17 protein-coding genes and 1 tRNA gene are annotated in these 21491 nt (G+C 71.1%); 2 read left to right on the top strand and 16 right to left on the bottom strand.

Annotated elements, in window-relative coordinates; genetic code table 11:
* Positions 1-2: 2 nt before the first annotated feature.
* The 3 genes from Csp2054_RS07920 to Csp2054_RS07910 form a co-directional block, all read right to left on the bottom strand.
* Positions 3-992 carry a helix-turn-helix transcriptional regulator gene (locus Csp2054_RS07920; RefSeq protein WP_096898757.1) on the bottom strand — a complete coding sequence of 330 codons (990 nt, stop codon included), beginning with the start codon at positions 990-992 and terminating at the stop codon, positions 3-5.
* 116 nt (positions 993-1108) lie between these two features.
* On the bottom strand, positions 1109-1537 hold the full coding sequence (locus Csp2054_RS07915; protein ID WP_096898756.1) for a LysM peptidoglycan-binding domain-containing protein: 429 nt from the start codon (positions 1535-1537) through the stop codon (positions 1109-1111).
* A gap of 173 nt (positions 1538-1710) precedes the next feature.
* Positions 1711-1787 (bottom strand) — tRNA-Pro (locus Csp2054_RS07910).
* Positions 1788-1938: 151 nt separating this feature from the next.
* On the opposite strand from Csp2054_RS07910, the gene Csp2054_RS07905 reads away from it, so the two are divergent.
* A complete protein-coding gene (locus Csp2054_RS07905) occupies positions 1939-3456 on the top strand; it encodes a hypothetical protein (protein WP_096898755.1) in 1518 nt (505 codons plus the stop codon).
* A 66-nt stretch (positions 3457-3522) separates the two neighbouring features.
* Positions 3523-5760, top strand: coding sequence for a RecQ family ATP-dependent DNA helicase (locus tag Csp2054_RS07900; protein ID WP_411897146.1), 2238 nt, complete (start codon positions 3523-3525; stop codon positions 5758-5760).
* Between the two features lie 159 nt (positions 5761-5919).
* Here Csp2054_RS07900 and Csp2054_RS07895 read toward each other — a convergent pair whose 3' ends face one another.
* From Csp2054_RS07895 to Csp2054_RS07835, 13 genes are all read right to left on the bottom strand, one after another.
* Positions 5920-6816 (bottom strand): oxidoreductase, encoded by an 897-nt coding sequence (locus Csp2054_RS07895; RefSeq protein ID WP_096898754.1) that lies wholly within the window; start codon positions 6814-6816, stop codon positions 5920-5922.
* 216 nt (positions 6817-7032) lie between these two features.
* Positions 7033-7305, bottom strand: a complete 273-nt coding sequence (locus tag Csp2054_RS18055) for a hypothetical protein (RefSeq protein WP_176491616.1) — start codon at positions 7303-7305, stop codon at positions 7033-7035.
* Between the two features lie 542 nt (positions 7306-7847).
* Positions 7848-8276: a hypothetical protein gene (locus Csp2054_RS17715; protein ID WP_176491615.1), complete on the bottom strand. Its 429-nt coding sequence runs from the start codon at positions 8274-8276 to the stop codon at positions 7848-7850.
* Between the two features lie 56 nt (positions 8277-8332).
* Positions 8333-10072 carry a hypothetical protein gene (locus Csp2054_RS07880; protein WP_096898751.1) on the bottom strand — a complete coding sequence of 580 codons (1740 nt, stop codon included), beginning with the start codon at positions 10070-10072 and terminating at the stop codon, positions 8333-8335.
* On the bottom strand, positions 10069-10359 hold the full coding sequence (locus Csp2054_RS07875) for a hypothetical protein (RefSeq protein WP_141399174.1): 291 nt from the start codon (positions 10357-10359) through the stop codon (positions 10069-10071). Before Csp2054_RS07875 ends, Csp2054_RS07880 begins: the two co-directional genes overlap by 4 nt.
* A gap of 73 nt (positions 10360-10432) precedes the next feature.
* Entirely contained in the window at positions 10433-10729 is a 297-nt protein-coding gene (locus Csp2054_RS07870; protein WP_096898779.1) for a WXG100 family type VII secretion target, read from the bottom strand.
* A 102-nt stretch (positions 10730-10831) separates the two neighbouring features.
* Positions 10832-15301, bottom strand: coding sequence for an FtsK/SpoIIIE domain-containing protein (locus Csp2054_RS07865; RefSeq protein WP_176491614.1), 4470 nt, complete (start codon positions 15299-15301; stop codon positions 10832-10834).
* 122 nt (positions 15302-15423) lie between these two features.
* Positions 15424-16296, bottom strand: a complete 873-nt coding sequence (locus Csp2054_RS07860; protein WP_096898748.1) for an oxidoreductase — start codon at positions 16294-16296, stop codon at positions 15424-15426.
* Between the two features lie 112 nt (positions 16297-16408).
* Positions 16409-16924, bottom strand: coding sequence for a hypothetical protein (locus tag Csp2054_RS07855; RefSeq protein ID WP_255252654.1), 516 nt, complete (start codon positions 16922-16924; stop codon positions 16409-16411).
* Positions 16925-17183: 259 nt separating this feature from the next.
* Positions 17184-17825, bottom strand: coding sequence for a hypothetical protein (locus tag Csp2054_RS07850; protein WP_096898746.1), 642 nt, complete (start codon positions 17823-17825; stop codon positions 17184-17186).
* A gap of 9 nt (positions 17826-17834) precedes the next feature.
* The gene (der, locus tag Csp2054_RS07845) at positions 17835-19361 is read right to left on the bottom strand and encodes a ribosome biogenesis GTPase Der (protein ID WP_096898745.1); all 1527 of its coding nucleotides are present in this window, start codon (positions 19359-19361) and stop codon (positions 17835-17837) included.
* Positions 19362-19401: 40 nt separating this feature from the next.
* Complete coding sequence (cmk, locus tag Csp2054_RS07840; protein WP_255252660.1) at positions 19402-20088, bottom strand: (d)CMP kinase; 687 nt, start codon at positions 20086-20088, stop codon at positions 19402-19404.
* Positions 20089-20270: 182 nt separating this feature from the next.
* The gene (locus Csp2054_RS07835) at positions 20271-21395 is read right to left on the bottom strand and encodes a prephenate dehydrogenase (RefSeq protein ID WP_096898743.1); all 1125 of its coding nucleotides are present in this window, start codon (positions 21393-21395) and stop codon (positions 20271-20273) included.
* Positions 21396-21491: the final 96 nt, after the last annotated feature.

Here is a 21491-nt window from a genome sequence, read left to right as displayed (position 1 = left end):
CGTCAGGCGCCCTCGGCCTCCGCGCCCCGCGCGCCGCCCTGTTGCCGGGTGCGGCGCAGCGTGTCACTCGGGCTCTCGCCGAAGCGCTCGGCGTAGGTCGCCGCGAACCGGCCGAAGTGTCCGAACTGCCATCGTCGGGCGACGTCGCGCACGTGGGTGCCGGCGGTCGCGTACCGGAGGTCGTGACGGGCACCGTCGAGTCGTTCGGCCCGGAGGCGGTGCATGGGGGTCTCGTCGAAGTGGCGACGGAACGCGCTCTGCAGGCCGCGCTCGCTCATCCCGACGGCGGCTGCGATGTCCCCCAGGGTGATCGGTTCGGTGGCGTGTTCCCGAATCCACGCGGCCGCACGGACGGCCGGGACCGTCGCGGTGGCCGAGGACGGCAGGGCGAGGGGGAACGCGTCGACGACCGACCGGGCGATCTCGGCGTTGAGGGCGTCCCGGCCAGCGGCGTCGAGCCGTTCGTCGGCGAGGGCCGCCGCTCGGGCGCGCAGGATCGTCCGCAGCGGCCCGAGGGCGGACTCGAGGTCGGCCTGTTGCGCGAACACGAGGTCGCCGGGCACCAGGGCGCCTCGCCGGGCGAGCGCGTGCCGGAGCACCCGGTCGGACAGGTGCAGCATGGTGATCTTCCGGGCGTCGACCGAGAAGCGGTAGGAGACCGACGCCGAGAGCACCACGGGGTGCCCGGGCACCGCGGTGACGATCCGCCCGTCCCGCTCGTCCTCGATCGTCGCGGTCCCGTCGCCGAGCCAGAAGACGATGTGGTCCGCACGTGGTTCCAGCCTGCCCGCGCGGGTGCCCTGCACCTCGGCGCCGCGCATCGACACGTCGTCGTCGCCTGCACTGGCGTACCGGAAGGCCTCGAGGGCCCCGCCGACCCCGCCTGCGGTCCCGTAGGTGCGGTCGAGTTCGGCCGGGCGGTTCTCGGTGATCGACTCGACCCGGAAGCGTCGGAAGGACGAGGCGCTCTCCCCCGGTGCTGTCGCGTCCATGGGGGCATCATCGCAGGTCCGCGGCCGTGCGACGCGAGTGTGTCGCCACGACGAGGACGGAGACACCGGAGCGGTACCGAGGTCTGGACGGTCATCGTCCTGAATGTCGTCGTCCGTCAGTCGTGCCCGGGAGGGTTCGGGTCGTCGCAGGTCTCCTCGGTGTGTCCCGGTCCCTCGGTCCGACGGATCGTGAGCGACTGTCCGACGGAGAGTTCCAGTCCGAAGATCCCGGCGTTGGCGAGGTAAACGTCGTTGACGCAGAGCCCGAACCTGGCGGCGATGCCCGTGACGGCGTCGCCGGCCGCGACGGTGTAGCCGTACCCGCCGGCGACCGGGGTTGCCGTTCCGGTCGCTGCCGGCTGTGGGCCGAGGTCGGCCGCGGCGGACGTGAACGTCGGGGCCGGTGTCGGCGAGGGGCTCGTCGTCGGCGTGCTGCTGACGGTCGCCGTCCCGCCGTCCGGTGGCGTCGAGTTCGCGCAGCCGCCGAGCACGGTGGCTCCGAGCAGTGCGGTCGCAGCGGCGACGGTGATGGAACGGATCCGCATGGTTCCCCCTGGTCCCGTCGCCTGCGGGGCGGGCGACGGGTCGACCGTAGCGGCCGAGCGCACGGGTCCGCCACCCGGAAGCGGAGGGTGGGTGCGCTGCGGGAGCCTCGAGGACGACAAGAGGCTCGCAGCCTTCCGGCTGCGAGCCTCTTGTTCTCGGGTTCGGAACCCGATGGTCGGGCTGACAGGATTTGAACCTGCGACCCCTTGACCCCCAGTCAAGTGCGCTACCAAGCTGCGCCACAGCCCGCGAGGACCGACGAGCGGTCCTCCACCGCTCCGTCCGGAGCAGCCCGACCAGCATAGCGGACGCCGGACCCTCCCTGCGCACACGGAGCGGGCGGCCGGAGCGGGCGCACGGTGCGCACACGGCACGGAGACTGCGCTCGTAGGGTGTCCGGATGCGTTCCCGAACCGATCGAGCGACCCGGACCGCCATCACCGCCCGACGCAGGACGGCCCGCCTCGCAGCAGCCGGGCTCGTGGCCGCCGGACTCGTCCTGAGCGCAGCGGCCTGCACCGACGGTGATCGTCCGTCCCCGGTCGCGACCCTCGCGGCGGCCTCGGCCGACTCCGTCACGGTGGTCGACCAGCAGAGTGCGTCCGAGCGGTCGATCCGGGCGAGTCGCGCGTTCTTCGCCTCCGCTCCTGGCGCGGTGGTCGCCCCGGCCGACGACGCCGACGCGGTGTCCGCGGCCGCCCGGGCCGCGACGCGCGCCCACGTCCCCGCGCTGGTCACGGACGAGGGGAACCGGTCGGCCGTCACGGACGAACTCGCCCGGCTCGGGGCCCGCTGGTACCAGGCGGAGGGCGACGTCCGACTCGACACGGACGTGGAACGGCGGCAGGCACAGGACGCGACCGGCGCACCGGAGGCGACCCGTGCCTCCCGGCCGGCCACCGTCGTGGTGGCGGACCGCACGGCCGACGCCGCCGGGGTCGCGACGGCGCGCGCCGCGGGAGCCACGGTCGTCGCCATGCCGGACGGCGTCACCGATCCGGCAGCCGCGGGCGAGGTGGTGTCCGCGCTGCACGACCGTGCGGGGCACCCCACCGTGCTCCTCGGGTCGGCGTTCGCCGGACTGCCGGATCCGGCGTGGACGGTGCGCGCAGCGGTGGGCGGGTGGCAGCTGCCGCACGGCGGCCAGCGACCGTTCGACGGCCACCGGTACGTCGCGCTGTACGGCGCACCGGGGACGCCCGCCCTCGGCGTCCTGGGCGAGCAGGGGCCGGCGGCGACGGTCCGGCGCGCCGAGGACCTCGCGCACCGCTACGACGACGTCTCGGACACGCCGGTGACCCCGGCACTGGAGGTGATCGCGACGGTCGCGGCGGGCTCCCCCGGTGCGGACGGCGACTACTCGAGCGAGCTGTCCGTCGACACGCTCCGGCCGTACGTGGACGCCGCTCGGGGTGCGGGGATGCCGGTCATCCTCGACCTGCAGCCCGGGCGCGCCGACTTCCTCGACCAGGCGGAGCGCTACCGGTCACTGCTGGCCGAGCCGGGCGTGTGGCTCGCGCTCGACCCCGAGTGGCGACTCGGGCACGACCAGGTGCCGCTGCAGCAGATCGGGAGCGTCCGCGCCTCGGAGGTGGACCGGGTCTCGGCGTGGCTCGCCGACCTGGTGCGCGAGGAGGGCCTCCCGCCGAAGGCCCTGGTGCTGCACCAGTTCCGCTCCTCGATGGTGCAGGACCGGTCGTCGCTGACCGAGCCTCCCGAGCTCGACCTGCTCGTCCACGTGGACGGGCAGGGCTCGCAGCCGGAGAAGCAGGCGACCTGGACGGCGCTCCACGACGAGGCGTCGCCGGACCTGCACTGGGGGTGGAAGAACTTCTTCGACGAGGACCGGCCGATGCTCACGCCCGAGCAGACGATGGCCGAGGTGCACCCGAGTCCGTCCCTCATCACCTATCAGTGACAGGAGCGGTCGGGTTGTCCACAGCCTGGAGGCGCGGCGCGCGTTCCGTCGGTCGCTCCTGACACCATGGACGGCATGGACACACCCCGCTCGGCTCCGACCGTCGCCTCGCCGGATGGCGGCGGCGCGCCGCCGGCTGGCGCGGCTTCCGTGGGCACGCCGTCGGCGGGCGCGGCGTCGGTCGGCGCGCCGTCGGCGGAGATCGCCGCGGAGGCGCAGGCGGCGCTCGCTGCTCTGACCGGGCGTCCCGACGCGGTGTTCCACCCGGGTCAGCTCGAGGCGATCTCCGCACTGGTCGAGCACCGGCAGCGAGCCCTCGTGGTGCAGCGCACCGGGTGGGGCAAGTCCGCCGTCTACTTCCTCGCGACCCTCCTGCTCCGTCGTCGTGGCGGCGGCCCGACCGTGCTCGTGTCCCCCCTCCTCGCACTCATGCGCGACCAGGTCGCGGCGGCCGCCCGCGCCGGTGTGCGGGCGGTGTCGATCAACTCCGCGAACGCGCACGAGTGGGGTGAGACGCAGGCCGCGCTCGCCCGCGATGAGGTCGACGTGCTGCTCGTCTCCCCCGAGCGGCTGAACAACCCGCGATTCCGCGACGAACAGCTCCCGACGCTCGTCGCCCGGATGGGGATGCTCGTGGTGGACGAAGCGCACTGCATCTCCGACTGGGGGCACGACTTCCGCCCGGACTACCGACGGCTCGCCGAGCTCATCCGCTCGCTCCCGCACGGCGTCCCCGTGCTCGCCACCACCGCGACCGCGAACGAACGCGTGGTCGAGGACGTCGCCGAGCAGCTGACCGCCGGCCCCGACGACCCCGTGTTCACGATCCGCGGGTCCCTGGCGCGCGCCTCGCTCCGGCTCGGGGTGCTCACACTGCCCGACGCCCGGCAGCGGCTCGGGTGGCTGCTCGCGCACCTCGGCGACCTGCCCGGCAGCGGCATCATCTACACGCTGACCGTCTCGGCGGCGGAGGACGTCGCCCGACTCCTGCGTGAGAACGGGTACGCCGTCCGTGCGTACACGGGACGGACCGACACCGAGGAACGCGAGCAGCTCGAGCAGCAACTCAAGGGCAACGAGCTGAAGGCGTTGGTGGCGACGAGCGCGCTCGGCATGGGTTTCGACAAGCCAGACCTCGGGTTCGTCGTGCACGTCGGGGCTCCCTCCTCCCCCGTGGCCTACTACCAGCAGATCGGTCGTGCCGGGCGAGCCACCGACAACGCCGACGTCCTCCTGCTCCCCGGGCGCGAGGACCAGGAGATCTGGCAGTACTTCGCCACGACGTCGATGCCGACCGAGGCGCGCGCCGCAGCGGTGCTCGACGCCCTGTCGGCGTCCTCGTCGCCGATGTCGACCGTCGCGCTCGAAGGGCTCGTCGACATCAAGCGGTCGACACTCGAACTTCTGCTCAAGGTGCTCGACGTCGACGGTGCCGTGCAGCGGGTCACCGGAGGCTGGATCGCGACCGGCCGGCGGTGGGAGTACGACGCACCGCGCTACGAACGCGTCGCCGCAGCACGCGCTGCCGAAGCCGCGTCGATGCTCGCGTACGAGTCGACCACGGCGTGCCGGATGCAGCTGCTCCAGCAGGACCTCGACGATCCGTCGGCGGAGCCCTGCGGTCGGTGCGACAACTGCGCCGGTGCCTGGTACCCGACGGACGTCTCCGCGTCCGATGCCTCGGGTGCGGCCTCCGCACTCGACCGGGTCGGCGTCGAGATCGCGCCGCGAGCGCAGTGGCCGTCCGGCATGAGCGCGCTCGGCGTCCCCGTCCGCGGGAAGATCGGCGTGGACGAGCTCGTCGAGCCGGGGCGTGCGGTCGCGCGTCTGACCGACCTCGGGTGGGGCGGTCCGCTGCGCGCGCTGTTCGCCGCCGGGGTCCCCGACGCTCCCGTTTCCCGGGAACTCGTCGACGGCTGCGTCCGCGCGCTCAAGGACTGGCCGTGGGCCGAGCGCCCGACCGGCGTCGTCGCGATGTCGTCGCGGTCGCGTCCGGCACTGGTCGCCTCCCTCGCGGAGGCCATCGCCTCGATCGGGCGGCTGCAGTTCCTCGGCACGCTCGGCCGGTCAGGAGGAACACCACGTGGTGACGGTGCGACGAACAGCGCCTACCGACTCGCTGGCGTGTGGGACACCTTCGTGGTCGATCCCGCGCTCGCCGCCGCGCTGCGGTCGCACGAGGGTCCGGTACTGCTCGTGGACGACCTCGTCGACAGCCGGTGGACGATGACCGTGGCGGGCCGGGAACTCCGGCGGGCCGGGGCATCGGCCGTGCTGCCGTTCGCGCTCGCGGCCGTCGGCTGACGGCCGACGGCCGACGGCTGACGCCTGACAGCGGCGCGGGTGGTTCCCGCTCCGTTCGTGCCTTGCGTGCGGGAACGCGGCTTGGGCGGTACCGGCTTGGCGGCGCGGCGGCGCGGCGCGGCGCGGCGCGGCGGCGCGGCTTGGCGGCGCGGGTTGCGGTCAGGCGGCGCCGAGGGCTTCGAGTTCGGCCACGGCGTCCGCCGGCAGGTCGAACCCGGCCGAGGCGATGTTCTCGTGCAGGTGCTCGACCGAAGAGGTCCCCGCGATGAGCAGGATGTTCGGCGACCGCTTGAGCAGCCACGACAGCGCCACCGTCAGCCGCGACACGTGCAACCGCTCCGCGACGGCGTCGAGCGTGGCGTACTCGATCGGCGAGAAGCCGCCCAACGGGAAGTACGGCACGTAGGCGATGCCCTGCTCCGCCGTTGACTCGACGAGGGCCTCGTCCTCGCGGCGGGCGACGTTGAACATGTTCTGCACGCACACCACGGGAGCGATGCCCTGTGCTTCCGCAAGTTGCTCGGCCGTGACCGTCGAGAGGCCGAGGTGCCGGATGAGTCCCTGCTGCTGGAGCTCGGCGAGAGCCTCGAACTGCGGCGCGAGGCTGCCCGGCTCCGGTGCGTCGAACCCGCCCACGCGGAGGTTCACAACTTCCAGCTGCTCCAGCCCGAGCGTGCGGAGGTTGTCGTGCACCTGCTCGATCAGCTGTTCGGGCTTCCGCGCCTGTGGCCACCGCCCCTTGTCGTCGCGACGCGTGCCGACCTTCGTCACGATGTGGAGGTTGTCCGGGTACGGGTGCAGTGCGTCGCGGATGAGTTCGTTCGTGACGTGCGGGCCGTAGAAGTCCGCGGTGTCGATGTGGGTGATGCCGGCGTCAGCCACTGCGCGGAGGACACGGACGGCTTCGTCGTGGTCCTTCGGCGGGCCGAAGACGTTCGGTCCGGCGAGCTGCATCGCGCCGTAGCCGAATCGGGTCAGCTCGAGGTTGTCGGCGAGGCGGTAGGTGCCGCCCGGGAGGATGGGGCTGGCAGCGTCGGCGATGGTCCGGTCGGTCATGGTCCGAGGATGCGCTGCGATGCCCCGCGCCGGCCGAGGCCGGTGTCCCCCGAGACGACCGTTCGTCTGTTCCAGTCAGCGGATGGCGCCGAGGTCTCACACGACGATCGCGACCAGGAGGACGACCTGCGCGATGCATCAGAGCTCCGCAATGCAGAAGACGATAACGGTGGCGAACTGCTTTGGGCTGCATCAAACGCTGTCATCTTTGCGCGATCAAGGAATAGCCATCGGCGGTGGCCCGGGCCAATCACCGAAGCGCTGCCGCACCGCCGCTTTGGGCAGCGTGACGAATTGTTTCAGGCCGTCCGTGGAGGGCGAATAAGTCGCCGTGGTCCAACCGTTCATCCGCGCAATCGCACCGATGATCGGTTGCGGCGTCGATCGGATTCGCACGAAGATTCCCGTATCTGGTTCGACGTCATTGACCGACCAACCAACCTGCGCCATGTAGTCGATGTATTCCGGTATCAGCGCCTTCTTGGACACGGTGCCCTCGACGGTGATGAGGCTACGCGCGCTCGGACCCGAGTAGCTCCTATCCACTTCGATGTTCGTTCTTCGTAAGCCGGACTGGTGCGCAAGCTCTCGCTTCGCCTGCGACAGGGACTGCCCACCTCTCGCGGTCTGCTGCGGCGCATCTGCATGACTCTCCGCGCAGCCTCCTGCGAGCATCACGAGAGCGATTGAACCGCCTAGCGCCAGAAGTTTCGCTGCCCCACGTCGCACCATCGCTGCCGCTACAACAGGTGATTCGTGCCCGTTGTCGTGTTCCCGCCGCCACCGGAAGAGTGAGCGAGAGCCGCGGGCATGACCTTGGGCAGGTGCCTCCCCTGCCGCATAGTCGCTCGTCGACAATTCCGAGGTGGAAGTTGCGCAGTGATCGCGTGCAAGGCGAAACAAGTTGACATCAATAGCCGGTCCGGGACCCAAGACAGTCGCGAAGGAACGACTCAGAGGCATCAACAAGTCGATCCTGCTTGACTCGCAGCCGTTGAAACAGCGAGACCGACGCCGTTGGGCACTCACGGTCAATACACCGATGGTGGGTGGAACCCCTCGGGCAAGCTGAAGCACGGTGACGCTGACGTGATGTTCACGAGCGTCTCCCTCTTGTACATCGTTACCAGGAGCTCAACGCCTGTGTCGTCTACAAGCTTGTAGCGTGTTTTGCCAGTGAGAAGCTTGTCGTCGGTCACTGTGAACCCATGATCCGAGGCCGCACTCGCCAACGCGGCTTGCACAGCCTTTCCATCAACGCCAGAATGAAGCGGCGCTCTTACACCACCCGTCCATCGGTAGCCGGATGAACACGAAAGAATCGCTCCGGTGTCGAGCTGTTCAACTTCCATCAGTTTCGCAGCGGGAACAAGAGCAATGACACGCGACTCGGCTTTTTGGGTCATGCGCTTCGCGGCGGCAATCCGATCTTGCGGATCAGCTGGCAGTTCGTTCTTCATCGCGCACCCCGTCAACAGCGTCACAATCGTTGCAATCGCGACGCATCTCAGCATGGTCATCGGTCTTCCGTGGTGTATATGTAATCACGCATGTCGTCGAGTAGATCCGTGTTTGCGGGATCAGAAGTAGCCGTGAGGTTATGTGAATCGAGACCAGCCGAAGCTCTCAGCAGGGGGTTCACAAGAAAATTACCCGGGAAGTTGGTCCAACTCAGAGGTGCTTTGTAGTAATCTCCATGATCGAATCCGACTTCTCGTGGGTTGCGTCCTCCCCAAACAACACCGTGCTCACCGACGCGGATGTCTTGGGCGTCCTGCAGAATGTCGGGATAGGAGAAGTCCGCGTAGTGCGTCTGGGAGTTCTTCACCCACGAGCTTGGCGTCCCGGCTCCGGACAACGAGATCACCGTATCGTAGTGAGCCCCAGCGAGCTCTGACGAGGTTACGTTCGCCGTTCCCCAGCTGTGCCCGATACCGACGGACTGTCGGCCAGCTAGCAGCGGGTCTTTGGACAACCCATCTTCAAAATTGGCAAGCTGCGCTCCGGTCCTGCGCGCATAAGCCTCATCATTGGCTTCGGTGAGCGGATTCTGAGGGTAGCGTCCGTCCTTGTAGACGAACGCAACCAGGCCCTCCTTGTCCTGTTGCTGCAACCAAGTGGAAACCTGTTGGGTATTGCGATCGTAGAAGCCTTGCAGGTTGCCGAAAGTCCCCGGCGAGTACGTCAGGACCTTTTCCGTTCTGGCACTGGGGGTGCCTACCATTTCGACGATCCGGTCCAAGTCAGGCTGATAGAGATAAAGCTGCACCTTCGGAGGATCGATTGAAGCGTCACGGAGATATTCCACCTGCCGTCGGAGATCGGCGATGTCCGGGTCGTCGTCCGGGTCGCGACCAGCATCACGAGCTATCCGCTCTCGATCTTCGAGTGTTGTCTCAACTCGCGCAAGTTGCACCTTCGCATTCAGGCGATTGGCTTCCACTCGATCCAAGGCCGGAATACCGTTCAGCCCTCCGATCACCGTCGATGCCCCTGCAATGAGGGCGTCACGCTGTTCCCGCGGGAGAGCCCCCCACCAATCAGCTATCTTGCTCGGATCGGTCCCGTCGAGGAGATTTCTTGTCTCGGGGAATTGCTTCGTCAGGATCTCGAGATCCGCGCGGCTCAGTTCGCCCAGCATCTTCAAGAAAAGGTCTGGAGCGATGCTGGGGAGTGAACCCGTGCTGAGTACGGCGAGACCGCCGAGCACCTCGCCGGCCGTAAGGGCTTGCGCGCAAGAAGTGTCGATACTTCGCCTATCCGTAACCAACTGGTCCCATAGCGCTTCGATCGCCCGCAAGTCGGCCTCTGCGTCAGTGTTGGCAGTCTCTGCTGCGGCGCGCCTCTTGCGGTCGTCGTCGTTCGAGTCTCCTTGCCTCGTGAAGTTCGGCACGTCCGGCGTCCCGAGCATCTTCATCCGCGCCAGGGCGAGACGGTTCTGCGCGGCGCTCCTTTGCCGTTCCAGCACCGTCTGCCGGTCCTTGATCTGCGTCAACTGCCCCGCGTAGGTCGTCAACGCCTCCGCCTGCTTCTCGAGCCCCGTCGCCACCAGTTCGATGTCCGCCGCGTGCTTCGCCAGCTGCGCTGCGAACGACCGCTGGCTTCCCGCTTCCCAGTCCACTCCAGACTGGGAACTCGCGTTGTGCAGCGTGCGCTGCGCGTCCCGCACCTTGCTCGCCCGCGCGGTACGGAGCCCGGCGACGCCGAGGATCCCCGCGGGACTCCCCTGCCCGGGGTCGTCATGCGTCCAGCTCATTGCGCCGCCATCGCTCGTGCCTGCGCAGCATCGGCGTCGGCGTACGACTGCTTCACGGACAACGGGAACTTCCCGGCCGCCCGGATGCTCTCCGCCGCGATCTGCGACCGTTGCACCTGCTGCTTCGTCGCGTTCGACAAGGCGTCCGCGACGATGTCCGATCCGATCTCGACGTTCCCCTGACCGCCTTCGATCTTCGATCCGATCTCGACGGCGTCGGCTGCTGACGTCACCGAGGTCGACAACGATTCGAGTGCCGCGTACGACACTCTGAGCTTGCCGCTCATGTTCACCCCCGAGTACCCGGACGGCCGGCGCACTGCGACGCGCCACCGGCCATCCGATGATCCGTGCGTCCGCTCAGCGCCCGAGCTTCGATGCCAGCTGCTGGTCGACGTCACCCAGCGTCTGCGCGGTCGTCCGCAGGAACTGCGCGAGGTCGTTGAGCCCGCCGATCGTGTTCTGCGCCCCGTTGGTGAAGCGCTGGTACGCCTCGTTGTAGGCACCCGACGAACGGTCCGTCTGGAACCCCGCTTGGGTCAGCGCCGCGATCTGCGACTGCAGCTTCGAGAGCGTCGTGTTGATCTCGTCACGCCCGGCGACGAGTCGGTCTGCGTTGCTGTTGAGCTCCTGGTAGGAGACGTTGATGTTGGCCACGTTGCACCCCTTCACGGTGGTCGGTGTCGCCAGCCCCTCCGGCGACTCCGACCAACATAACACCAACTGATATTTCCTCGCGCACGCTATGTCTACCTCTCGTCAGCGGGGTACGGAGATGTCCTCGGTGTGGGCGACCTGGACGCGGGTGATCCGGCCGGAATCGACCATGATGCCGCGTCCGACCGGGAAGTCCGACCGGGTGACCCGGGGGAACGCGGTCCGGAACAGCGTGAGCCCGTCGGTCTCCTCCGGCTGCAGGGCGATGCCGGCGCGGGCGGTCTTCAGCTCCGCGAAGAGCTGCCAGGCGCTGGGCGCCGTCACGGTGTCCGCCTCGGCGAGGACGAACACGCCCGCCCGTCGCGCGGCCTTGATGAGCCGCGCGACCTGCCCCTCGGCGGGCAGCCCCTCGAAGTCGCCGACGTTCTCGATCACGACGACCGGCTCGACCGCCCCCGACGACACACCGTTCTCGAGCCTCGCCGCCAGTTCCGCTGCGAGGGCCTCGGCGGACTCGCCGTCAGTCGAGGCGAACGCCCAGTCGGTGGCGTCCCGGAGCGACGACCGACGACCGACGATGAGGTGCGCCGGCCGCTCCGGCCAGGTCGACCGGACCGAGCGGATGAGCGTGCGCATCGTGGTGCTGCGTCCGGAGCCGAACGGACCGGTGACGACGAACAGGCCGTCGGTCGGGATGCCGATCGGTGCGAGGGTGTCGTCCGCGAGCCCGATGGTCGGACGCCCGGCGACGGACACCGGCAGTCCCGACGGGTCCACGGCCGTCGGGAGCGTCCGGATCGGTTGCGCGTCGACGACGCCGCGCGCGCGGAGTCCGTCCGCGAGCGCCACGATCGCCGCGTCCTGGCGGCCGAGGTCGGCGGTGCCCCCGGGGACCCCGATCTGGACCTCGTGGTCGTCGACGAGCGCTCGCCCGGGGACGGCGTCCTCGAGCACGTCCGCGGGGACGTCCGCCGCGTGGTACTCGAGCTCGCTCGCGAGCCGCAGCACGACGCGCTCCCCCACCGCCGCCTGCAGGTTGGTCGGGAACGCCCCGAGCCGGTCGGCGGACATCACGAGGTGGACACCGAGGGCCCGACCGGTCGCGGCGATCCCGACGACCTGGTCGAACACCTGCGTCGCCCCGGGGCGGAACTCGTACTCGGTGCGGAACGCGCCCATCCCGTCGACGAGCACCAGGATGCGCGGCTCCGCCAGGCCCGTCGCGGCGCGGTACTCGGTGAGGTTCGCCGCCCGGGCGGCGGCGAAGCGTGTCGAGCGGTCCGCGATGGTCGCACTGAGGTCGGCCAGGAGGCGCGTGATGCGTTCGTCGTCCGGCCCGCTGATGACGGTGCCGACGGTGGGCAGCCCCTCGAGCACGCTCAGCCCGCCACCGCCGAAGTCGAGTCCGGTGATCTCCACGGGGAACCGGTCGGCGACCGCGGAGGCCGCGACGGCGAGGGCACGCAGCGCCTGGGACTTGCCGGTGCCGCCGGCGCCGAGGACGGCGAGGTTCCCGACCACGTCGAGGTCGACGACGAAGGGGGTCTGCTGCTGGGCTTCCGGCACGTCGACGGTGCCGACCACGAGCCGTGCCCCGTCGGACGCCGGGAGCGCGGCGAGGTCGACGGTGTCGGGCAACTGGTCGAGCCAGGGCTTGCGCGGCACCGCGAGCGCACGGGCGTCGGCGGCGCGCGCGATGGTGGTGGCGAGGCGCTCGATGTCCTTCTTCCGGCTGGTGTCCCGCGGTGCTCGGACACCGCTCGGCCAGACGGATCCGGGGCCGAACGGGAGGTCCTGCACCTCGACGTCGGACTCGTGGACGGCATCGTCGGACCGGCCGCCGAGGTAGGCGGTCTGGAAGTCGACCACGCGACCGGGCCCGGTCTTCGCCGCGGCACGACCGGGCGTCCCCGGGTCGAAGAAGGCGGCGTCGGACACCCCGAGCACGTCCTCGCTGTCCACGGGGTCGGCGACGCGGAGCGCGATGCGGAGGTTCGTGTTCGCGCGGAGGGAGTCCTTGATGACCCCGCTCGGCCGCTGCGTGGCCATGACGAGGTGCAGGCCGAGCGACCTGCCCCGCTGCGCGACGTCGATCACGCCGTCGATGAACTCCGGGATCTCGGTGGCGAGGGCGGCGAACTCGTCGATGACGATCACGAGCGCGGGCGGTGCGGCCGGGTCGCCGCGCTGTTCGAGGGCGACGAGGTCCTTCGCGCCGCGCTCGTTGAGCAGGTGCTCCCGGTACCGCAGCTCGGCGCGCAAGGACGTCAGCGCCCGCCGGACGAGGTGCGGGTTGAGGTCCGTGACGAGCCCGACCGTGTGCGGGAGCCCCACGCACTCCGCGAAGGCGGCACCGCCCTTGTAGTCGACGAGCAGGAAGGTGACGCGGTCGGGCGCGTACTCCGCCGCCATGCCCATGATCCAGGTCTGGAGGAACTCGCTCTTGCCGGACCCGGTCGTGCCGCCGACGAGGGCGTGCGGCCCCTGCACGCGGAGGTCGAGGGCCATCGGCTCGCTCGGCCCCTGGCCGACGACGGCGCGGATGCCCCCGGACTCCCGTCCGGCTCCGGGGACCCAGTCCGCGGTGAGGCTGTCGTTCTTCGACCACCGGCTCACGACGGCCGCCGGGTCGCCTGCGAGGTCGCCTTCGTACAGGTCGAGGAAGGCGACGCTGTGCGGCAGGTCGGTCTCGTCCAGCACCCGGGCCCCGCTGTCGCGCAGGGGTGCGACGGCCCGCGCGACGGTGGCCGCCTCGATGCTGTCGACCCGGTCGAGGCGGTCGAGCGTGACGGAGAGACCCGACCGCACGAACCCGACCGTCACGGTGCCGGTGGCGCGGTCGAGCACGACGGCGGTGCGGCACGCTGCCGGCAGCGCCTGCAGGGTCGGGGCGAGCCAGAGGACGTGCACGCCGTAGTCCGGCCCCTCCTCGGCGAGCGCGACGAGCCGCGCCCGGTCCGCGGGGGCCTCGGCGGTGACGAGCACCACGACGGCCGGCACCGCGGGCAGCCGCTCGACGGCTCCGCCGTGCTCCTCGTCGAGTGCCCGGTCCTCGTCGATGCGGGAGCGCACGCGCGCACCCCGACCGACCCCGGCGGCGCGGCGGGTGACGACGAGGCCCTCGAGTTCGGCGAGCAGGGCCGACGCGCCCGCGAAGTCGCGGACCAACCCCGGCGACCGGATCGGGCTGTACGGCGAGTCGACGTGCGGCAGCCACTTGAGCCAGGACCACTGCTCCGTGGTGGCGCCACCGGCGAAGGCGGTCAGGACGAGGTCCGCGGGGCTGTGCAGCCCGACGAGCTGCACCACGAGGGACCGTGCGACGTCGTCGGCGGCGAGGCCGGTGCCCGCGACGCCGATCGCGCCGGCGCGCTCGAACGTCTCGACGACGGGGACCGGCCCGACCGTGGCGTACTCGTCGGCCAGGGCCTCGGCGCGGTTCCAGTCGTCGACGCTGCCCGAGTTCTTCGACGGCAGGGTCACGGTGGACCGGGAGGGCTGCGTGCCGGCGCCGAAGCGGACCTCGAGGAAGGTGGTGTGCTCCGGCTTCCGCGTCCAGAGGAGCGTGCTGCGCTCGCGCATCGCGGCGGTCACGGCGGTCGGGTCCGGCGACTCGGCGGTGCGGGCTTCGAGCTCGTTCTCGCGCTCGGCGGCGAGTCGGCTGCGGACGTCGCGCAGGGACTCCTCGAAGCGCTCCCGCTCGTCGCGCTTCCGCCGTCGGATCTGGACCCGCTGGTCGATCCACGTGCCGATCATGATGATGGGCGACAGCGCGATGAAGACCAGCGTGGACGGCTGCTTCGTGACGAGGAAGAGCACCCCGCCGAGGATGATCGGCGCGAGGATCGCGATGACGGGCAACCGCGGCTTCTCCCCCGGGACGGGGATCTCTGGCAGGGTGACGTGCTTGCCGCGGTACGCGGGCTCGACCCGGGGCGAGCGCGAGAACTCGGTGTCGTCGGGGGTGGCCCCCGGTGCCGTCGGCGTGACCGGTCCGGTCGCCGACGTGCCCGGCAGCGGTGCGATGCGCAGCGTCGTCCCGCCGAGCTGGACCACGTTGGTCGGGTCGAGGAACGACCGCGCGACGAGCCGGCCGTCGACGGCGACGCCGTTCGCGGAGTTGAGGTCGACGACCTCGACCGTGTCGCCGACGGTGACGGCGGCATGCCGGCGGGACACCTGGTCGTCGTCGGCGAGGGAGACCTGCGCCATGGCGTCTCGGCCGATCAGGTTCACCCCGCGCGACAGCAGGTACTCGTGGCCAGCCTCGGGCCCGGTCAGCACCTGGAGGAGGGCCGCGGGCGCGTCCTCGACGTCGTCACCGCGGCGGCGGTCGGTCGCCGCGACGACCTCGACGCGGCAGCCGGACCGGAGCGAGGACTCGTGCACGGTCGCGGACGGGTTGAGCAACCGTGCCTGCACCCGGCCCGGCGCCCAGACGCGCAGGGTCAGCGGGACACCGTCGGCCCCCGTGCGCCCGCCGGAGAGTCGCTCGGCGAGGCTGCCGATCGTGGCGGTCACGTCCGCGGTCACGACGACGTCCCGCTCGGTGCCCGACCCTGAAATGGTCACCTTGAGTTTCACATTCCACCCCCACTGCCATCGTAGAGGGACGCACCGACGTCCGCACACGACGGCCGGGAGGCCCGTGGCGGCGCCGCCACGGGCCTCCCGGCCGGACCAGGGTCACGTCGTCACGCCGCGCCGATCGCGTCGAGCTCCGCCACCGCGTCCGCCGGCAGGGCGAAGCCCGCCGACGCGACGTTGTCGCGCAGGTGCACGACCGAGGAGGTACCGGGGATGAGCAGGACGTTCGGGGAGCGCTGCAGCAGCCACGACAGCGCCACGGTGAGCCGCGACACCCCGAGGCGGTCCGCCACGGCGTCGAGCGCGCCGGACTGGATCGGCGAGAATCCGCCGAGCGGGAAGTACGGGACGAACGCGATGCCCTGGGCCGCGGTGGCGTCGACGAGTGCGTCGTCCTCACGTCGGGCGACGTTGTAGAGGTTCTGCACGCACACCACCGGGGCGATGGTCTGTGCCTCGGCGAGCTGCTCAGCGGTCACCGTCGAGACCCCGAGGTGCCGGATGAGTCCCTGCTGCTGGAGTTCGGCGAGCGCCTCGAACTGCGGGGCCAGGCTGCCCGGTTCGGGTGCGTCGACGCCGCCCATGCGGAGGTTCACGAGGTCGAGCTGTTCGAGTCCGAGGTTCCGCAGGTTGTCGTGCACCTGCTCGACGAGTTCGTGCGGCTCGCGCGCGTGGGGCCAGCCGCCCTGCTCGTCGCGTCGGGCGCCGACCTTCGTGACGAGGTGCAGGTCGTCCGGGTAGGGGTGGAGGGCCTCGCGGATGATCTCGTTGGTGACGTGGGGACCGTAGAAGTCCGACGTGTCGATGTGGGTGATCCCGAGTTCGACGACCGTGCGGAGGACGCGGATCGCCTCCTCGCGGTCGGCCGGCGGCCCGAACACCCCGGGTCCGGCGAGCTGCATGGCGCCGTACCCGACGCGGGTGAGTTCGAGGTCGTCGGCGAGGCGGTAGGTACCGCCGGGGAGGGTCGTGTCGGTCATGCCACCACGATGCTCCGCGGGGCGTGGGCATGCCAGGCTCCGCCCGTCCCTGGGACCAGGAGGGCCAGGCTCCAGCGGTGGCGTCGCTCCGGGGCGATCCGTCCGGCGTCGGTCAGCGTCGGGGCGACCGCGCCGGCTTCGGGAACGTCGCCCGCATGTGGTCCGAGGTGAGCACGTCGCCGATGCCGATCATGAGCAGCGAGAACACGATCTGCTCGATGACCATCCAGAACGGGTAGAGCCCGGGGATGGCCGCGACGACCAGCGTCACCACCGGGAAGATCCTGCTGAACAGACGCAGGCGCTGGTAGGCCCAGTAGTAGCCGAGCTGCGCTCGCCACGCGAACACGTACAGCGTGAGGGTGATGAGGAGCACGACGGTCGCCCGGAACCACACCGCCCAGGGCACGGTCTCCCCTGCTCGGGTGAGCAGCACGGCGACGACGATCGCGGTCAGTCCGACGACGGTCTCGGCGACGAGCAGCCACCGGATCCAGCGGAACGACCGGACGGTCTGGGGGTGCGCGAGCATGTCCTCGCGGATGACGTAGCCGGCCTGTCGGCCGCCCGCCAGCCGGTCGAGCCGCAGCCGACACCACAGTCGGTCGGCGAGGTCGGGAACGGTCACCAGACCATGGTGCCGCATCCGGCGGGGCGGGGGTGCACCGTGCCTCCCGTCCGGTGGTCGGCGGGGCGGAACGCGGAGCGCGGCCCGCACCGCGCCCCGGGGCGGACACCGCGCCCCGTCGGGAGGGGGCGCGGTGTTCCGAACGGGGTGCGTCGCGACGCGGGCCGCGTGGTCCGGTGCGGCCGGGAGGCACGGCTCGCCTCCGCCACGCCGCTGCGGTCGTGCGGTCGTGCGGACGTGCGGTCGCGCGGTCGTGTGGTCAGACCGGCAGGAGCACGGCCGCTGCGACGACCCGCCCCGCCGGGTCGCGGAGCTCGAGGGCGCGCACTGGATCCGGGAGGTGGTCGGCGTCCGTCGCCCCGAGCACGAACCCGACACCCCGCATGTCCGGGCTGACGGCGCCGAGGTCCTCCTCCGCTCCCCCGGCTCCGGTCAGCACGGCGCGCGTCGCGGCGGCCGGGAGACTCGGATCGCCGACGATCGTGACCGTCAGGGTGTCGCTGGCCGTCGGGGTGTCGCTGGCCGTCGGGGAGCCGTCGTCGGACGCGAGGACCGTGACCTTCCCGATGCCGCTCCCGTCCGGCGCGGTCAGCGTCCCCGCGACGGGTGGCACGCGACGCCACCACGGCTCGACGGCCGGCCCGCCCGCGTCCGACACGTGCACGGACGACGGCTCGGGAGCGGGCGCGCCGAGGGCGTTCGACGGTGCGGGGGGGGGAAGGGACGTCGACGTGTCGCCGCCGGACACGTCGACCGGACGGGGCGTCGGCGTCGTGCTCGCGGCCGCGACCGGACGGTGGCCGGTACCCGCGCCCTGCACGGTCACGACGGCGACCACGGCGACGGTGACGAGCAGCACGACGACGCTCCCGGTGAGGAGCGCCCGTCGACTGCCCGCCACGTCCGTGCCTCAGCGCTTGCGGCGCTCGCGCACCCGCATGTTGACGTTGATCGGCGTGCCCTCGAAGCCCCAGACCTCGCGGAGGCGCCGGGTGATGAACCGGCGGTACTGCGGGTCGAGGAAGCCCGTGGTGAAGAGCACGAACGTCGGCGGCTGGCTCGACGCCTGGGTGCCGAACAGGATGCGGGGCTGCTTGCCGCCGCGGACCGGGTGCGGGTGCTCCTGCACGAGTTCGGCGATGAAGGCGTTGACCTTGCCCGTCGGGATGCGGGTGTCCCACGACTCGAGCGCGGTCTCGAGTGCCGGCACGAGCTTCTCGAGGTGACGACCGGTGCGTGCCGAGATGTTCACGCGGGGCGCCCAGGCGACGTGCGCGAGGTCCTGCTCGATCTCGCGCTCGAGGTAGCGTCGGCGGTCGTCGTCGAGGAGGTCCCACTTGTTGTAGGCGAGCACCAGGGCCCGACCCGACTCGAGCACCAGGTCGATGATGCGGAGGTCCTGCACGGAGATCGGCTCGGTGACGTCGATCACGACGACGGCGACCTCGGCCTTCTCGAGCGCCGCGGTGGTGCGGAGCGAGGCGTAGAAGTCGGCACCCTGCTGCAGGTGCACGCGCTTCCGGATGCCCGCCGTGTCGACGAAACGCCAGACCCGTCCCCCGAGTTCGACCTGCTCGTCGACCGGGTCGCGGGTCGTGCCGGACAGCTCGTTGACGACGACGCGCTCCTCGCCGGCAGCCTTGTTGAGCAGCGAGCTCTTCCCGACGTTCGGGCGGCCGAGGATGGCGACACGACGGGGTCCGCCGACCTCCTGCTTGGCGACCGCCGAGGTGTCCGGCAGCGTCTTCACGATGAGGTCGAGCAGGTCGGCCACACCGCGGCCGTGCAGCGCGGAGACCGGGTGCGGCTCACCGAGGCCGAGGTTCCAGAGCTCGTAGGCGTCGAGGTCGCGGCGGTCGTCGTCGGACTTGTTCGCGACGACGATGACCGGACGGTCGGTGCCGCGGAGCATCTTCACGACGTGCTCGTCGGTCGCGGTGATGCCGACCGTGACGTCGACGACGAAGAGCACCGCGTCGGCGAGGTCGATCGCGACCTCGGCCTGCGCGGCGACGGAGGCGTTGATGCCCTTGGCGTCGGGCTCCCACCCGCCGGTGTCGACGAGCGTGAACCGCTTGTCGTTCCACTCGGCCTTGTAGCTCACCCGGTCGCGGGTGACGCCGGGGACGTCCTGCACGACGGCCTCACGTCGACCGAGGATGCGGTTGACGAGCGCCGACTTGCCGACGTTCGGCCGACCGACGATCGCGAGGACCGGCAGTGCGGGCAGGAAGTACGTGCCGTCGGCGCCGACCTGCCCCGCCTCGAGGAGTGCGAGGTCCTCGTCGTCGAGCTCGTAGTCCTCGAGTCCGGCCCGGAGCGCGCTCGTGCGCTGCTCAGCCTCGGCCTCGTCGAGACCGGCGAGCCGCTCGCCGAGGGCCGTGTCGTACTCGGGGAAGTCGTCGTTCGCCGGGTTGTCGTTGTCCAGCTGCGCCATGGTGTGGGTTCCTCGCGTGCGGCGCGGTGGCCGCGGGTGATCAGTTCGTGGCCGTGCTTCGGGCCAGCTCGACGACCGCCTGCACGGTCTGGTCGAAGTCGAGGTCGGTGGAGTCGAGCGTCGTGACGCCGTCCGCGGCGTTCATGAAGTCGACGACCTTCGCGTCCGCGGCGTCTCGACGGGCGAGTGCTGCGGAGGTCTCGGCGGCCGACTGGGTCGTGACCTCGGCCGAGCGCCTGGCCATCCTAACCGACTCGTCCGCCGTGAGCAGGATGCGGACCTCGGCGTCGGGTGCGACGACGGTGGTGATGTCGCGCCCCTCGGTGATGATGCCCCGCGCGTCGGTGCGGCGCATCACCTGCCGGAAGAGCTGCACCAGGCGCTGCCGGACCTCGGGGAGCTTGGCGATGTGCGCGACCGCGGCCGTGACCTCGGGCGTGCGGATCGCCTCGGTGACGTCGGTGCCGTTCACCCGGACGAAGTAGTCGTCGGGGTCGGTGCCGATCTCGTAGTCGAACGTGTCCCAGCTCACCAGGACGGCCGCGGCATCGTCGAGGTCGACCTGCTGCTGCAGGGCGTGCCACGCCAGGGCACGGTAGGCGGCCCCGGTGTCCTGGTAGCCGAAGCCGAGCGCCCGGGCCGCGGCGCGGGACACGCTCGACTTGCCGCTGCCCGCGGGGCCGTCGACCGCGATGACGAACTTCGCGACGAAGGCGCCGTCGGGCAGTCCGGCCGGGATCGGCGCACTCGTGGAGCCCGGTTCGCCGCCGCCCTGGCCGTCGAGACCGCCGGCGACGTCACCGCCCCCGATCGGGCCGGACGGGTCGCCCGGCGTCGGGAGGCCCGTGTCGGGTCCGTCCGGACCGCCGGTGACACCGGAGTCCTGCGCGGCTCGGTTCGTGTCGTCGTTCAGGCCCATGCTGCTGCGATCCTCCATCCGCGACCCTCGAGTTCCTCGACGAGTCGCTGTTCCTGCTCGGGCACGACCGACACCTCGACGATGCCGATCTGCGCGCCCGGTGAGTGCTCGAGGCGCATGTCCTCGAGGTTGATGCCGATCTCCCCGATGAACGTGAGGAGCGCGGCGATCTGCCCGGGGGTGTCGTCGACGAGGACGACCACCCGGGCGAAGCGCTTGGTGGTGCCGTGCTTGCCCGGCAGCCGCTCGACCCCGCGGTTGCCGGCGGCGATGGCCTCGGCGATCGCCCGCGGCGAGCCCTGTCCGTGCGGGTCGTCGAGTGCGGCGAGCACCCGGTCGAGGTCGTCGCGGAGGTCGGCGAGCACCGGCCGGATGCGTTCCGCGTTCGCCCCGATGATCTGCACCCACAGCCCGGGGTCGCTCGCCGCGATCCGGGTGACGTCCCGCACCCCGCCACCGGCCAGGCCGAGCGACCCGTCGGGGGCGTCCCGGAGCCGAGCCGCCATGAGCGTCGACACGAGCTGTGGGGTGTGCGAGACGTACGCCACTGCGAGGTCGTGCGACTCCGGGTCCATCGGGACCACCGTCGCGCCGACGTCGAGCGCGAGGTCCTCGACCACCGCGGCCCGCTGGTAGGAGACGCCGTCGTGCCCGGCGATGACCCACGGCTGTCCGACGAACAGGTCGGCGCGTGCCGCGGTCGGCCCGCTGCGCTCGCGCCCCGCCATCGGGTGCGAACCGATGTAGCGGGAGACGTCCGCACCCGAGGCCCGGAGTGCCGCGAGCGGCCCCGACTTCACGCTCGCGACGTCCGTGACGACGGCGTCTGGGAACGCTCCGAGCTCACGCTCCACCACGGTCGCGACGACGTCCGGCGGCACCGCGACGACGACGAGCTCGGGAGCGTCATCGTCTGCGGGCCGACGCCCGGCACCGTAGTCCACGGCGAGCGCCAGCGCCGCGGGCGAGACGTCGTCGAGGGCGACGTCGACACCCTTCTCGCGCAACGCCAGGCCGATCGAGGCGCCGAGCAGCCCGGCACCGACGATCCGGACGGGTCCGCGGAGTCGCCGGTCGATGTCCGGTTCGTCGAGCGGGGCGGGGGCGTCGGTCACTCGGCAAGCCTACCGATCACGCGGTCCTGGCTCGTGGTCGACGAAACACGACCGCCCCCGTCGCGGTGCGGCGAGGGCGGTCGGTGACGTGCCGAG

It is taken from the genome of Curtobacterium sp. 'Ferrero', from assembly GCF_002412165.1.
GTDB lineage: Bacteria > Actinomycetota > Actinomycetes > Actinomycetales > Microbacteriaceae > Curtobacterium.
Note: the sequence above shows the minus strand (reverse complement) of the source record. Positions and strands in the feature narration are given on the sequence as shown.